The sequence below is a fragment of the Rathayibacter sp. PhB127 genome, from assembly GCF_003751665.1.
In the GTDB taxonomy this organism is placed as follows: Bacteria; Actinomycetota; Actinomycetes; order Actinomycetales; family Microbacteriaceae; genus Rathayibacter; species Rathayibacter festucae.
This window is the reverse complement of record NZ_RKHW01000007.1, coordinates 1-12,937: the sequence shown is the minus strand read 5'-3', so window position 1 is coordinate 12,937 and position 12,937 is coordinate 1. Positions and strand designations below refer to the sequence as shown.

The window sequence follows — 12,937 nt, the reverse complement described above, 5'->3', positions numbered from 1 at the left end:
CAGGGGGGACCCTGTGGGAGAGTAGGACACCGCCGGACACCAATTCACGATGGCCACCCAGAAATGGGTGGCCATCGCTGTTTAACCAGAGGTTCCACAGAAGGAACCGGAAGACCCAGCACCTCGACCCCCGTGGCATCCGCCATGGCGCGGGTTAGGGTGGTGGCTGGCGGCTCACGGGCCGCCGATCCCCGTCCTCACGGACGGGTCAACTCCACAGAGCTCCACCACGACAGGCGAGGAACGCATGGACGACGCAGCATCCGACCGCAACGACCGCGGACAGGACCGGCGCGACGAGCGCCCGCCCCGCGCCGCCGGCGGCGACCGCTCCTCCTCCCCGCGGGGCGGAGCTCGAGACGGCGATCGTCCCGCCCGCGGTGGAGACTCCCGTCCGTACCGATCGAACGACTCCGGGTTGCGCTCGGACGCTCCGCGCCGAGACGGAGCCGGACGGCCGGACCGTGGTGGAGACTCCCGTCCTCGTCGCGACGGCGAATCGCGTCCGTACTCCGGCGGCGACTCCCGTCCGCGCCGCGACGGTGACGCCCGCCCTCCTCGGGCCGGCGACGCCCGTCCTTCTCGCGACGGTGATTCCCGTCCGCGTCGTGAGGGCGACTTCCGTCCTTCCCGTGACTCCGACTCGCGCCCTCGTCGTGACGGCGATGCGCGTCCTTCTCGCGATGGCGACTCCCGTCCTCGTCGTGAGGGCGACTTCCGTCCTTCCCGTGATGGTGACTCCCGTCCTCGCCGCGATGGTGACTCCCGTCCCTCGCGTGATGGTGACTCTCGTCCCCGGTACGGCGATGCACGTCCTTCTCGCGAGGGTGATTCCCGTCCGCGTCGTGAGGGCGACTTCCGTCCTTCTCGCGATGGCGACTCCCGTCCGCGCCGAGATGGCGATGCGCGTCCTTCTCGTGATGGCGATTCCCGTCCTCGTCGTGAGGGCGACTTCCGTCCTTCCCGTGATGGTGACTCCCGTCCTCGTCGTGAAGGCGACTTCCGTCCTTCTCGTGATGGCGATTCCCGTCCGCGTCGTGACGGCGACTCCCGCGGCGGGCGCTTCGACGACCGTCGTGGCGGTGGTGATCGCGCGGGCGGCCGTGGTGGGTTCGGCGGCGGGTACGCCGGCCGTGGCGCTCCTCGCGAGGAGCCGGAGCTCACCGAGGAGGAGCGCGAGCGTCGCTCCCTCCAGTCGGTGCGCCCTCGGCACGACGACCCCGATCTGCCGGACGACGTCCAGGCGAAGGATCTCGACAAGGTCGCTCGCAACGAGCTGCGCACGCTGTCCAAGGACAACGCGGAGTGGGTCGCGCGCCACCTGGTGATGGCCGGCCGCCTCCTCGAGGAGGACCCCGACCTCGCTCACCGGCACGTGCTGTCGGCCGCGCGCCGGGCCGGCCGGATCGCGGTCGTCCGCGAGTCGCTGGCCATCTCGGCCTACGCGACCGGTGACTTCGCGCTCGCGCTGCGCGAGCTGCGCACCTACCGCCGGATCTCCGGCTCGGACGAGCAGGTCCCCCTGATGGTCGACAGCGAGCGCGGAGTGGGGCGGCCCGACAAGGCGCTCGAGCTCGGCCGCTCCGTCGACCGCAGCACGCTGAGCCCGGGTGCTCAGGTGTCGCTCGCGATCGCGATGTCCGGTGCGCGACTCGACCTCGGTCAGGGCGAGCTGGCGCTGATGGAGCTCGAGATCCCGCAGCTCGATCCCGATCGCGCCTTCTCCTACAGCCCCGACCTCTTCGCCGCGTACGCGCTCGTCCTCGAGGAGGTCGGCCGCGCCGAGGAGGCCGCCGAGTGGCAGCGCCGCGCGGACATCGCCGCGCGCGCCGTCTTCGCGGCCGAGGGCGGCGGCGACGACGAGACCATCGAGGTCATCGAGGAGGAGGGCGAGTACGTGCCCGCCACCCGTGCCGAGCTCTCGGGCCTGGTCGCCGCCGACGCGGCTCCCGAGGCCGACGCCGCGAGCGACCTGGACGACTCGCTCGAGATCGATGACGAGGACGAGGACGACAGCCTCGACCCCGACACGGCCGAGCTCGCCGAGCAGGACGCTCCCGAGATCGAGCAGCCCCTCGAGATCGACGAGCCCGCCGAGCCCGCGGAGACCGACGAGCCCGCCGACGCCCGCGCACCGGTGGAGGACGACGAGCCCGCCGACTCCGACGCGTCCGCCGAGACCACCGCCGTGGACGCCATCGAGCACCAGGCTGCGCTCGACGACGCCGATCTGTCCGACGCGGACTTCGAGGAGGCCCTCGCCGATTCGACGCCCGAGGCGCTGTCGGTGGAGGACGCCGCCGAGGAGACCGACGACGAGGAGGCCGCGGACGAGCCGTCCGCGGAGCCCGCCGCCGCGGCGTCCACCGGCGCGGAGTCCGCAGACGACACCGACACCACCACCCCCACCGACACCGAGGAGGACGGCGCCGATGTTCCGAAGCCCGAAGCCTGAGCCCAGCCCCCTCGACGGGCGCGACTGCGTCCTCGCCGACCTCGACGGGGTCGTCTACAAGGGCGCCGACGCGATCCCGTACGCCGTCGAGAGCCTGAACCGCGCGGCCGAGACGGTCCGTGTCGGCTACATCACCAACAACGCCTCGCGCACCGATGTCTCGGTGGCCGGCCACCTCTCCGACCTCGGCCTCGCCGTGCGCCCGGAGGACGTAGTCACCTCGCCGCAGGCGGCCGTCGTGCTGCTCGCCGATCTGATCCCGGCCGGCTCGACCGTCCTGGTCGTCGGCGGGGAGGGCCTCACCACGGAGGTCGAGCGGGCCGGCTTCATCGTCACCCGCAGTGCGGAGGACTCACCGGCCGCCGTCATCCAGGGCTTCGCGCAATCGGTGGGCTGGGCCGAGCTCGCCGAGGCCTCGTTCGCGCTGCACACGGGCATCCCGTGGGTGGCCACCAACACCGACTGGACGATCCCCGTCGCCCGCGGCATCGCGCCGGGCAACGGCACGCTCGTCTCCGCCGTGCACACCGCGGTCGGGCGCCTGCCCGTCGTCGCAGGAAAGCCGGAGCGCGCGATCTTCGACGCGGCGACCGCGCGGTTCGGCTCGACGAATCCGCTGTTCATCGGCGACCGGCTCGACACCGACATCGCCGGGGCGAACACCTCCGGCATGGAGAGCGTGCTCGTGCTGACCGGCATCGACCGGGCGAAGCAGCTGCTCGCCGCCGAGCCGAAGCTGCGGCCGACCTACATCCTGGCCGACCTGCGGGAGCTGGACGCACCGTACCCGGCGACCGTCGTCGCCCGGAACGGCACGCACTCGGTCCGCTCGGCGAAGGTCCGGCTCGACGGCGACTCCGTCGTGATCGTCGACGCCGGCTCCGACGAGACCGACCTGCTGCGCGCGGCGTGCTCGGTGATCTGGAGCTCGGGCCGCGCGATCTACGGACTCGACGTGCCGGAGTCGCTCTACAGCTGACCCCGCACCCGTATCGGGCTCACGCCCGATCCCGTGCGGCGGGCTCCTCCCGGCCCTCGAGCCGGAGGAGCCCGCTCAGCCGGAGCGCCAGCGCCACCGCCGCGACGGCGATCAGCGCGCCGTAGGCGAAGGTGGACGTGAAGACGGCGGCGCCGCTCCCGAGCAGACCGGTGACCGCGGCGGCGAGCAGCCCGGTGAGCGCGAGGGAGACCGACCCGCCGGTCGAGTCGGCGATCTGCAGCGCCGAGCTGTTGAAGCCCTCGCGCCCCGGCGCCGAGAGGCCGAGGGTCAGCGTGCCCATCCGCGGGAACATCGCGCCCATCCCGCCGCCCGCGAGGAACCAGCCGACTCCCGCGACGATCGGGGACAGCGCGAGCACGACGGTCAGCAGCACCACGAGGATGCCGGCGAGCAGCAGCCCGGTTCCGAGCCGCATCGCGCCGCCGTGCGAGAGGCGGGTGCCCGGCCGGCCCTGCAGCTGCGAGCCCAGCGCCCAGGAGACGGCGCCGGCGGTCAGTGCGACCCCGGACAGCCACGGCGGGAGTCCGTACCGCTCGCTGAGCAGCAGCGGGAGGTAGACCTCGGTGCCGAAGAAGGCGGCCGCGACGAGGGCCCGCAGCAGCATCGTCGACGGCAGGACGCCGCGCGCTCGCAGCGTGCCGACCGGCAGGAGGGCGCGGACCGCGAGGATCACCACCGCGATCGCGACGGCGGCGACCACTCCCGCGGCCTCCGGTGCGATCTCGGCGCTCGTGCTCAGCACGACGACGGCGGCGGCCACGACGACGGCGCGGACGACCCGGCCGATCGCGCTCCGGTCGAAGGGCCGCAGCTCCTGCGGCTCGAGCGCGCGCAGCGTCGGCGCGATGACCGCGCTCGCGACGGCCACCAGCACCACGACGCCGAGGAACACCCAGTGCCAGCTGGTCAGCTCGGCGACGAGGCCGGCCGCGAGCGGCCCCACCAGCGAGGGCACGACCCAGGCCGCGGCGAAGGCGCCGAAGATCCGCGGATGCAGCTCGGCGGGGAAGACCCGGGCGACGAGCACGTAGAGCGTGACGGTGATCCCTCCGCTGCCGAGGCCCTGCAGCAGGCGCGCGCCGACGAAGACCGGCATCGACGTGGCCGTCCCGGCCGCGATCAGGCCGAGCGTGAAGAGCAGGATCGCCGTGATCAGCGCCGGGGTCGGTCCCCGGCGGTCCGCCGACGAGCCCGCCGTGACCATGCCGACGACGGCCGCGGCGAGGGTGGCCGCGAAGGCGAGCGAGTAGAGCGCCCGGCCGTCGAGGTCGGCGCTGATGATCGGCATGATCGTCGTCACCGCGAGCGACTCGAACGCGCAGAGGAAGACGAGCGCGGTCGTGCCGGCGGTGGTCAGGAGGAACGGGGCCGAGGTGATGCCGCGGCGGGCGACGGGAGGCACTCTCGCCACACTACGCGGCGGCGGGTGCCGTCGGCGGAGTCAGCGGTAGACCGCCCAGTCGTCCTTCGTCAGCAGGGTGGGTGTGCCGTCGATGTCGACGAGCCAGCCGGCGTCGTCGCGCTCGAGGTAGCGCCCCTGGATGATCTCCGGAGCCCAGCCCCCGTCGCGCGAGGACACCCAGCGGACGAAGCGGACGGTGCCGCCGCGCCGGAAGAGCGTGCCGTTGTGGTCGCTCACGCGAGGATCCTCCTGGCCCGGGGATCGGGAGCGCTCTCGGGCTCCGCGACGACGTGCAGTCCGATCCGGCCGTGCGAGGCCGCGGTCAGCGCGCGCAGCCAGTGCGGATTGAGGTCGTGCTGCCCCTCGGCGTCGTACTCGTAGCGCGTGGCGATGGAGGGGTGCAGCCAGAGCTCGGACAGTCGCCCGTCGTCGTCCTCAGTGGTGAGCAGGAAGCCCTCGCCGCGGCGGAACCGCGCGGTGATCACGCTCTGCAGGTGCGCGAGGGTGCGGTCCTCGAACCGGTGCGCACTCGGCGGTGCCCCGTACAGCAGGCGTCCCATCGTCGATTCTCCTCCGCCGTTTCCGGTCCACCGAAGGGGGCGCACCACAGAACAGCGTACTTTATTGACTAAATCGGTTAGCTAAATGCCCGGCGAGCAGTGCGTTTCCGGGACAGCACGTGCTGCGTTTCCCGGAGGGCGCCCGCGGGCTGCCGAGAAGTGGTTGCATGGTCGGAGCGAGTTCCCGATCGGGGCGCCTGCCGTCAGGAGGGCGACCCATGGACGATCGACCGGATCTGTTCGCACTGCTGGCCCGGCTGCGGACCGTGGAGCGGAGCTACGACGCTCGCGTCGAGCGCCGGCTGGGCATCGGCGCGACCGACCTGGCCGCCCTGCGTCTGATCGGCGCCGGCGCCGGGCGGAACGAGATCATCCGCGCGGTCGATCTGGCCGGGGCGATCGGTCTGACGACGGCGGCCGTCTCGATCCTCGTCGACCGGCTCTCCCGCGCCGGCTACGTGGACCGCGTGCTCGATCCCTCCGACGGCCGCGGTCGGATCCTCTGCCTGACCGGCCGGGCCGAGACGGCGCTCGGCGAGACCGACGAGCGGGTCTACGGCGAGGTCCGCACCCTCACCGACTCGGTCGCCGACGCCGAGTCGGTGCGCTTCGCCGCGATCCTCGAGGGGCTCTCCGGGATCTTCGAGCGCGGACCGCATCCCGCGGTCTGAGCCCGCAGTCCTGCAGCCCGCGGCCCTGCAGCCCGCGGCCCTGCTCCCGCGGGGCGGCGCGCTCAGCGGGTGAGGCGCTCGATCAGCTCGCGGTAGCGACCGGCGGTCCGGACGACGATCTCATGCGGGAGCCGAGGCGGCTCGCCCTGGCCGTCCCAGTTGTCGGCGAGCCAGTCCCGGACGATCTGCTTGTCGAAGGACTGCCCGCGCACGCCCGCGTCGTACTCGACCGCGTCCCAGTAGCGCGAGGAGTCGCTCGTCAGCACCTCGTCGCCGAGGGTGACGACGCCCGTCTCGCGGTCGACGCCGAACTCGAACTTGGTGTCGGCCAGGATGACGCCGCTGCGCAGCGCGATCGCGGCCGCCTCCCGGTAGACGTGCAGCGAGAGGGTGCGCAGCGCCTCCGCCGCGTCCTCGCCGACGAGCTCGACGGTGCGCTCGAACGAGATGTTCTCGTCGTGCTCGCCCTGGGGCGCCTTCCAGGCGGGGGTGTAGATCGGCTCGGGCAGCACGTCGCCGTCGTCGAGGCCCTCGGGGAGCGCGACGCCGGACACGGCGCCGGTCGCGCGGTACTCCTTGAAGCCGCTGCCGGAGAGGTAGCCGCGCACGACGCACTCGATCGGGAACATGTCGAGCGTCTTCACGAGCATGGCGCGGCCGCGCACGGCTTCGGGGATCTCTCCCGGGACGAGGTGATTGGGCACGTCGGCCAGCTGGCCGAACCACCACAGCGACAGCTCCGTCAGCAGCTCGCCCTTGCCGGGGATGCCGGGCTCGAGGATCGTGTCGAAGGCGCTGACCCGGTCGCTCGCGACGACGAGCATCCGGTCGGCGCCGAGCACCGGGTCGGAGTCGTCCGGGGTGTAGAGGTCGCGCACCTTGCCGGAGTAGGCGTGCTGCCAGCCGGGCAGCGGGGCGGTGGGGTCGAAGGCCGGGGAGTCGTCGCGGGTCACCGGGCCATTCTCCCGGAAGCGGGGGCCGTGGTCAGCCTCTCCGCGCGTCTGCGGACGTCGAACCTGGAAGCGGGCTGGGCATCCGCTCTGCCGCGCGGATCCTGAGCTGTCAACCACGCGCGCTGCCGCCGTGCCCGCGCCTAGCGTCGAGGACATGACTTCCGAGAACACGACCGACCAGTACACGTTCCAGGACCCCACGAAGATGTTCGCCGACATCGACACCGAGGAGCAGTATCAGGAGGGCTCCGGCCTCGACTCGAAGATGGACGACCTCGCCGACCGCGGCGAGTCGACCTACCGCGGTTCCGGCCGCCTCGAGGGCCGCAAGGCGCTCATCACCGGTGGCGACTCGGGCATCGGCGCGGCCGTCGCCATCGCCTACGCGCGCGAGGGCGCCGACGTCGCGATCGTCTACCTGCCCGAGGAGGAGTCCGACGCGAAGAAGGTCGTCGCCCTCATCGAGGAGGCCGGCCGCGTCGCCGTCGCCATCCCCGGCGACATCACTGACCACGACTTCGCCGTCGGCGCCGTCGCGAAGGCCGTCGAGGGCCTCGGCGGCCTCGACATCCTCGTCAACAACGCGGGCAAGCAGCAGTCGGTCGAGGACTTCCTCGACATCTCCGACGAGCAGTTCGACGAGACCTTCAAGACCAACGTCTACGCGATGTTCTGGATGACGAAGGCGGCCGTGCCGCACCTCGCCCCGGGCTCCGCGATCATCAGCACCTCGTCGATCCAGGCCTACCAGCCGTCGCCGACGCTGGTCGACTACGCCTCCACCAAGGCCACGATCAACACGTTCTCGAAGGCGCTCTCGCAGCAGCTCGCGCCCAAGGGCATCCGCGTGAACGTCGTCGCGCCCGGTCCGATCTGGACCCCGCTGCAGACCGCCGGCGGCCAGCCGCCGGAGAAGCTGCCCGAGGTCGGCTCGCAGACGCCGCTCGGCCGCTGGGGCCAGCCCTCGGAGCTCGCTCCGGCCTACGTGTTCCTCGCCTCGCCCGAGTCGAGCTACGTCGTCGGCGAGACGCTGCACGTGAACGGCGGCATGCCCACGCCGTAACACTCGGCGGCATCCGCGGGCCCAGTCGGCGTCCGGAGACCTCGGTCCCCGGACGCAGGCTGGGTCTTCGCATTTAGTTGTCGTAACAATCGGTGCGGAGAAGGCGAACTGCGCAAGGCTTTCTCCATGACCGATTCCCTGCCGATCCTCGACCTCTCCCGCCTCGACCAGGGAGAGGAGGAAGCCGCCGCGTTCCGCCGCGATCTCCGCGAGACCACGCACGACGTGGGCTTCTTCTACCTCGTCGGCCACGGCGTGCCGCAGGACCTCCTCGACGACGTGGTCGCCGTCTCCCGCCGCTTCTTCGAGCTCTCCGAGGAGGAGAAGCTCGCGATCGAGAACACGGCCAGTCCGCAGTTCCGCGGCTACACCCGCTTCGGTGCCGAGCTGACCAACGGCGACGTCGACTACCGCGAGCAGGTCGACATCGGCATCGACCGCGAGACCGTGCCGGCCGGCGCCGACGTCCCGGACTACCAGCGCCTCGAGGGACCGAACCTCTGGCCGGAGTCGCTGCCCGAGTTCCGCGCCGTCTTCGAGCGCTGGCACGAGGAGCTCGCCGCTGTCGCCATCCGTCTGCTGCGCACCTGGGCCGTGGCCCTCGACGCTCCGGCCGACGTCTTCGACGAGGCGTTCGCCGAGAAGCCGTTCTCGCTGGTCAAGGTCGTCCGCTACCCGGGCACCTCCGACCCGGAGCCCAAGCAGGGCGTCGGCGCGCACCGCGACGGCGGAGTGCTGACCCTGCTGCTGGTCGAGCCCGGCAAGGGCGGCCTGCAGGTCGAGCACGACGGCTCCTGGATCGAGGCGCCGGCGCTGCCCGGGGCGTTCGTCGTCAACATCGGCGAGATGCTCGAGCTGGCCACCGGCGGCTACCTCAAGGCGACGCTGCACCGCGTGATCTCGCCGCTGATCGGCACCGACCGGATCTCGATCCCGTTCTTCTTCAACCCCTCGCTCGACTCGACGATGCCCTCGCTGCCGCTGCCCGAGGAGCTGAAGTCCGGCCTCTCGGTCGACCCGACCAACAGCCCGATCCTCGAGACCTACGGCGAGAACGCGCTGCGCTACCGCCTGCGCGCGCACCCCAACGTGGCGGCCGTGCACCACGCCGACCTGCTGACCCCGACGAGCTGACCCCCTCCGCGAGATGCCACTTGTGCACGCTTCTCACGGCGTGTCGCGCGCACAAGTGGCATCTCGCGGCGGGGGAGGGGGCCCGGGCTACTCGATGAGGTTCGCGGTGGGGAGCGAGTGGGTGCCGAGGTGCAGGGTGCGCGTCCCGAGCGTCCAGCTGATGCGGGGGCGGAACACGGCCAGGCCGGTGAAGGACACCGACTTCATCTTCTTCAATGCAGTGCTCGCCTTCGTCCGCAGGGAGGAGACCTGCTCGGCGGAGTGCGCGGCGGCGGCCGGGGGCGGACCCACCTCCCACATCTCCACTGCGGACTGCGGCGGTACGTCGGCCGGGAGGTCGGTGGCGCGTCCGGCCGCTCGCGTGGCCTTGTACTCCACGGAGAGGGGCACGGCGACGGAGGCGTTGGAGGTCAGGAAGCTGGTGAGCCGCCCGTCCGCCGCCTCCGCCGCGGTCTCGATCCCCTCGAGGAGATCGGAGCCGACGTGGCAGCCCGTGATCGGGTCCTGTTCCGCGACGATCGCGAAGACGAAGCCGCCGGCGCAGCCGAGCAGCGCACTCGAGACGTCGAGGGCGAGCCAGGCGTCCAGCGCTGACTTCTCCCGGGTGGCGATCTCCACGATGTAGCTGCCCTCGACGGTCGCCTTCCCGGCGACGTCGAGCCGGTGCGGGGCCGGCATCCGCTTGCCGGCGAACGTGTCGAGCATCTTCGTGCCGTCGACCTTGCCGTCACCGGCCAGGCTGAACTCCTTGAAGTAGATCGTGTGGCCGGGCAGGAAGCGCCACGCGTCGGGCTCTCCGGCCTTCGGCTGGAAGTAGAGCCGGACGCCGTGCTTCCGGACGAGCGCCGGAGACAGGTTGACCCCCGCCTTCGCGAACGCCGTGTCCTTCACCTTCGGCGCCCCCAGGACCGAGTAGTTGATCGAGTCGCGGAAGGAGAACGCGATCGACATCGTGGGGACGTTGCAGTCCTCCTTGAGAGCGAGCTGCCGGACCTCGCATGGCCCGTTCGGAGAGGTGACCCACGGATTGCCGCTCCTCGTCATCGACGGAGCGCCGACGGACATCTCCAGGTCGAACTCGTCGCTCACCCCGGGGTACTCGGAGGAGAGCTCGATCCCGGCCCGCAGGAGGAAGCTGAAGCGGCCCTTCCCGGAGATGTGCGAGTTGAGGAGGCTGTAGGAGCTCCAGCCCTCCAGATGCGCGGTCGAGCCGCCGGTGAAGAGGACCGTCGCGGAGCTGTCCTGGTCGTGGGCCGGGAGGCTCGCGATCGCGGCGCTGAATCCGGGGTCGGACGGCGGAGTGCTCAGCATGACGGCGTCGCGGAAGCGGGCGCCGACATCGCCCTGTCCCTTGCAGCGCTTCACCTCGACGTCGAAGATGGCGCAACGCCACCAGTTGAGCGAGTGACCGAGCTCCTCGAGGTAGAACTTGGCGAAGTCCGGGTTCGCGGAGCCGTCGGTGATTCTCACGAGGTCCTCGTTGAGCAGGATCGCGCTCTGATCGTCGTCGTAGACGAAGGCGGCGGGCCGGTCGCCCAGGGTGTCGGAGGCGACCCAGAGCGGACTGATCTGCTCGAGGTACGCGGAATCCGTCAGGACCTTCAGCAGCTCCGCCGTGATCGACCGGCTCTCCGCGCTCGCCCACGCGGGGTTCTGCCGCGCGACCTCCTCGTAGTCCGGGCCGAACGCATGGGTGAACACCGTCTCCACCCCGCGCTCGAAGGCGACCTGCGCGGCGGCCTGGCGCAGATCGGCACTGGTGGCGCCGACCACGGGGTAGGTCTTCGTGCCGTCGAGCCCCAGCTCGTCGCGGAGCGGCCCGTTCGCGAGGAGCCACTTGTGAGTCGCCTCCGGGATCATCCGCGAAGCCCGGGCGAGGAGCTGCCCGAAGTCCTGGTAGTGCGACTCGGGCGGAGCGTCGGACCCGGGCGCGTCACTCCAGAGGCCGCTCTCGCGGACCCCCTCCACCGCCTCGTCGCCGAGGTCCTTCGAGAAGTCGGTGACGAGGCTCTCGAGCGTGGTCCCGAAGTCGTCCTTCCCTCCGATCTCGTGCAGCGCGTCCGAGAGGAACCGCTGCTCGCCGGTCTTGAGCGCGGTCTCGGCGGAGAGCTCCAGCCCGCCCTCGATGGCCTCGCCCGCCGGTCCGAGTGCTCCGAGGAACACGCGGCGGAGGTTGGTCCCGCTCGGGTTCTGCTCGTACTCCTCGATGTGCCGGATCAGCGGCCCGATCAGCGGGATCTGCTCCGCCTCCCCGATCGCGCTGTGCTCGTGGAGCCACTGCCGCTGCAGTTCGCGGAACGTCTCCTCGTCACGGTCGGCGGCGCGCCGGTACTCCTCCTCCGAAGCTTTCAACTCGGACAGCTCCTTGCTCTCGACCCGGAGCAGGGCCGCATAGCCGGTGGGGTCCTCGCCCGCCCAGGTGCGGTGCAGCTCGTGCCAGTCCTCCGCCATCCGGGCCCGGAGGGCCGCCTGCGCCTCGGCGACCCGGGCGCCGTACTCGTTCCGGACGGCGTTCCGCTCCGCCTCGAGCGTCTCCACATCGTGACCGGCGGCTGTGCAGAAGACCATGCTCAAGCCGAGACTGAGGGCCAGCCAGAACGGTTGGCACGCGCTTCTCCGCTCGGCGATCGCGCGGTGGATCCGCGGCTCGAAGGCGGCGATCCTCTCGCGGAGCGCCGCCTCCGCTCCGAGCTTCGCGTCGTTCAGCCCCAGGGAGAAGAGCCGATCCATCCGCGCGTGCTGACGGTCGTACGCTCGCTGCGCGATCCAGTGCCCGGAGTCGTCGAGAGCGGCTTGGAGCCGACCACAGGCCTGCAGCAGGGGGGAGCCCGCCGCCGCGGAGCTGCACCGAGCGGCGGACACCCGCCAGCGATCGGCACCCGACGCCGGATCGACGCCGGGCTCGCTCGTGAGGCACTCCGTTCCCGTCCCCGTGATGCAGACCAGGCCCCCGTCGAGGTCGCGGGCGTACCAGATCGGCACTCCGAGTGAGCGGCCGTCCCTCCAGGTCATCTCGGCGGCACTCGCCGCCCGGCAGAGGCTCGCGAACACGGTCGCGATCGAGTCCGGGACGGCGTCCACCTGCGAGCAGCGCACGACTGCGGTCCGGCCCCTGGCGACGTCGGTGACCGCGGCGAGCGGCGTCGCCGTCCGCAGGTCGTACGCCGACCCCTCGGCACCCGGCTGCGGCGTCGCCGCCACCGGGAACGCGATGTCCCGGTCGTCGACGATCGTGTACACGGCGGCGGGACGTCCGACCTTCGGGTCCGCGGGCAGGACGCGCAGCTCCTCCATCCTGACCCCGACGAGCGGATCGTCGAGGGGGGAGGGGCCGGGCGTCGCGGCGTGCGCGGGAAGGGCGGTGCAGACGGCGAGAAGAGCCGCGAGGACGGCGGTCGGGCGGGTGAGGCGTCGAGGCATGGCTGCTCCTGGGTGGGAGGGGCGGGATGCTCCGGGCGGACCGGGCCCGGTGAGGGCCGGCGGCAGCGTCTCGCGCGATCGATCGGGTTGCCACACCGTAGTGGGGCTGGATTCCGCTTCTGTGTCGTTGCGCGTCCTGCGGCAGCGGAGGCGCGACATGCCTCGTCCTCCTCGGGCCGACGCTGCCGAACGGCGAGGGGGGGGGGGGGGGGGGGGGGGGGGGGGGGGGGGGGGGGGGGGGGGGGGGGGGGGGGGGGGGGGGGGGGGGGGGGGGGGGGG

The 12,937-nt window shown here is 72.0% G+C and carries 11 protein-coding genes; 5 read left to right on the top strand and 6 right to left on the bottom strand.

The genetic code is table 11. From position 1 onward, the window contains the following. Nucleotides 1–208 precede the first annotated feature (208 nt). Nucleotides 209–1,213, bottom strand: a complete 1,005-nt coding sequence (locus EDF22_RS20600; RefSeq protein ID WP_148059257.1) for a hypothetical protein — start codon at nucleotides 1,211–1,213, stop codon at nucleotides 209–211. Between EDF22_RS20600 and EDF22_RS21415 the strand changes: the two genes are divergently transcribed. Continuing rightward, nucleotides 1,199–2,455 (top strand): hypothetical protein, encoded by a 1,257-nt coding sequence (locus EDF22_RS21415; RefSeq protein WP_185039192.1) that lies wholly within the window; start codon nucleotides 1,199–1,201, stop codon nucleotides 2,453–2,455. The two genes, EDF22_RS20600 and EDF22_RS21415, sit on opposite strands and share 15 nt — an antisense overlap. After that, complete coding sequence (locus EDF22_RS20280; protein WP_123706626.1) at nucleotides 2,433–3,434, top strand: HAD-IIA family hydrolase; 1,002 nt, start codon at nucleotides 2,433–2,435, stop codon at nucleotides 3,432–3,434. The genes EDF22_RS21415 and EDF22_RS20280 overlap by 23 nt, the downstream gene beginning before the upstream one ends. A gap of 19 nt (nucleotides 3,435–3,453) precedes the next feature. Here EDF22_RS20280 and EDF22_RS20275 read toward each other — a convergent pair whose 3' ends face one another. The 3 genes from EDF22_RS20275 to EDF22_RS20265 are packed head-to-tail and all read right to left on the bottom strand — an operon-like array spanning nucleotide 3,454 to nucleotide 5,417. Then, entirely contained in the window at nucleotides 3,454–4,857 is a 1,404-nt protein-coding gene (locus tag EDF22_RS20275) for an MFS transporter (RefSeq protein ID WP_260303587.1), read from the bottom strand. A 39-nt stretch (nucleotides 4,858–4,896) separates the two neighbouring features. Then, nucleotides 4,897–5,094, bottom strand: a complete 198-nt coding sequence (locus tag EDF22_RS20270; protein WP_123706625.1) for a hypothetical protein — start codon at nucleotides 5,092–5,094, stop codon at nucleotides 4,897–4,899. Continuing rightward, nucleotides 5,091–5,417 carry an ATP-dependent DNA ligase gene (locus EDF22_RS20265; RefSeq protein WP_123706624.1) on the bottom strand — a complete coding sequence of 109 codons (327 nt, stop codon included), beginning with the start codon at nucleotides 5,415–5,417 and terminating at the stop codon, nucleotides 5,091–5,093. The genes EDF22_RS20270 and EDF22_RS20265 overlap by 4 nt, the downstream gene beginning before the upstream one ends. Before the next feature lie 218 nt (nucleotides 5,418–5,635). On the opposite strand from EDF22_RS20265, the gene EDF22_RS20260 reads away from it, so the two are divergent. Continuing rightward, on the top strand, nucleotides 5,636–6,088 hold the full coding sequence (locus EDF22_RS20260; RefSeq protein WP_165909065.1) for a MarR family winged helix-turn-helix transcriptional regulator: 453 nt from the start codon (nucleotides 5,636–5,638) through the stop codon (nucleotides 6,086–6,088). Nucleotides 6,089–6,150: 62 nt separating this feature from the next. Here EDF22_RS20260 and EDF22_RS20255 read toward each other — a convergent pair whose 3' ends face one another. Further along, on the bottom strand, nucleotides 6,151–7,041 hold the full coding sequence (locus tag EDF22_RS20255) for a phosphoribosylaminoimidazolesuccinocarboxamide synthase (RefSeq protein WP_260303586.1): 891 nt from the start codon (nucleotides 7,039–7,041) through the stop codon (nucleotides 6,151–6,153). Between the two features lie 154 nt (nucleotides 7,042–7,195). Between EDF22_RS20255 and EDF22_RS20250 the strand changes: the two genes are divergently transcribed. Both EDF22_RS20250 and EDF22_RS20245 read left to right on the top strand, forming a co-directional pair. Next, nucleotides 7,196–8,104, top strand: coding sequence for a glucose 1-dehydrogenase (locus EDF22_RS20250; protein ID WP_123706621.1), 909 nt, complete (start codon nucleotides 7,196–7,198; stop codon nucleotides 8,102–8,104). Between the two features lie 126 nt (nucleotides 8,105–8,230). Then, the gene (locus EDF22_RS20245; protein WP_123706620.1) at nucleotides 8,231–9,238 is read left to right on the top strand and encodes an isopenicillin N synthase family oxygenase; all 1,008 of its coding nucleotides are present in this window, start codon (nucleotides 8,231–8,233) and stop codon (nucleotides 9,236–9,238) included. 87 nt (nucleotides 9,239–9,325) lie between these two features. Here EDF22_RS20245 and EDF22_RS20240 read toward each other — a convergent pair whose 3' ends face one another. Continuing rightward, nucleotides 9,326–12,658 carry a hypothetical protein gene (locus tag EDF22_RS20240; protein WP_123706619.1) on the bottom strand — a complete coding sequence of 1,111 codons (3,333 nt, stop codon included), beginning with the start codon at nucleotides 12,656–12,658 and terminating at the stop codon, nucleotides 9,326–9,328. Nucleotides 12,659–12,937: the final 279 nt, after the last annotated feature.

What these genes read in the sequence shown, in the direction of transcription:
- EDF22_RS20280 (WP_123706626.1), top strand. Translation starts at nt 2,433, where the DNA reads ATGTTCCGAAGCCCGAAGCCTGAGCCCAGCCCCCTCGACGGGCGCGAC.
- EDF22_RS20265 (WP_123706624.1), bottom strand. Translation starts at nt 5,417, where the DNA reads ATGGGACGCCTGCTGTACGGGGCACCGCCGAGTGCGCACCGGTTCGAG.
- EDF22_RS20260 (WP_165909065.1), top strand. Translation starts at nt 5,636, where the DNA reads ATGGACGATCGACCGGATCTGTTCGCACTGCTGGCCCGGCTGCGGACC.
- EDF22_RS20250 (WP_123706621.1), top strand. Translation starts at nt 7,196, where the DNA reads ATGACTTCCGAGAACACGACCGACCAGTACACGTTCCAGGACCCCACG.
- EDF22_RS20245 (WP_123706620.1), top strand. Translation starts at nt 8,231, where the DNA reads ATGACCGATTCCCTGCCGATCCTCGACCTCTCCCGCCTCGACCAGGGA.
- EDF22_RS20240 (WP_123706619.1), bottom strand. Translation starts at nt 12,658, where the DNA reads ATGCCTCGACGCCTCACCCGCCCGACCGCCGTCCTCGCGGCTCTTCTC.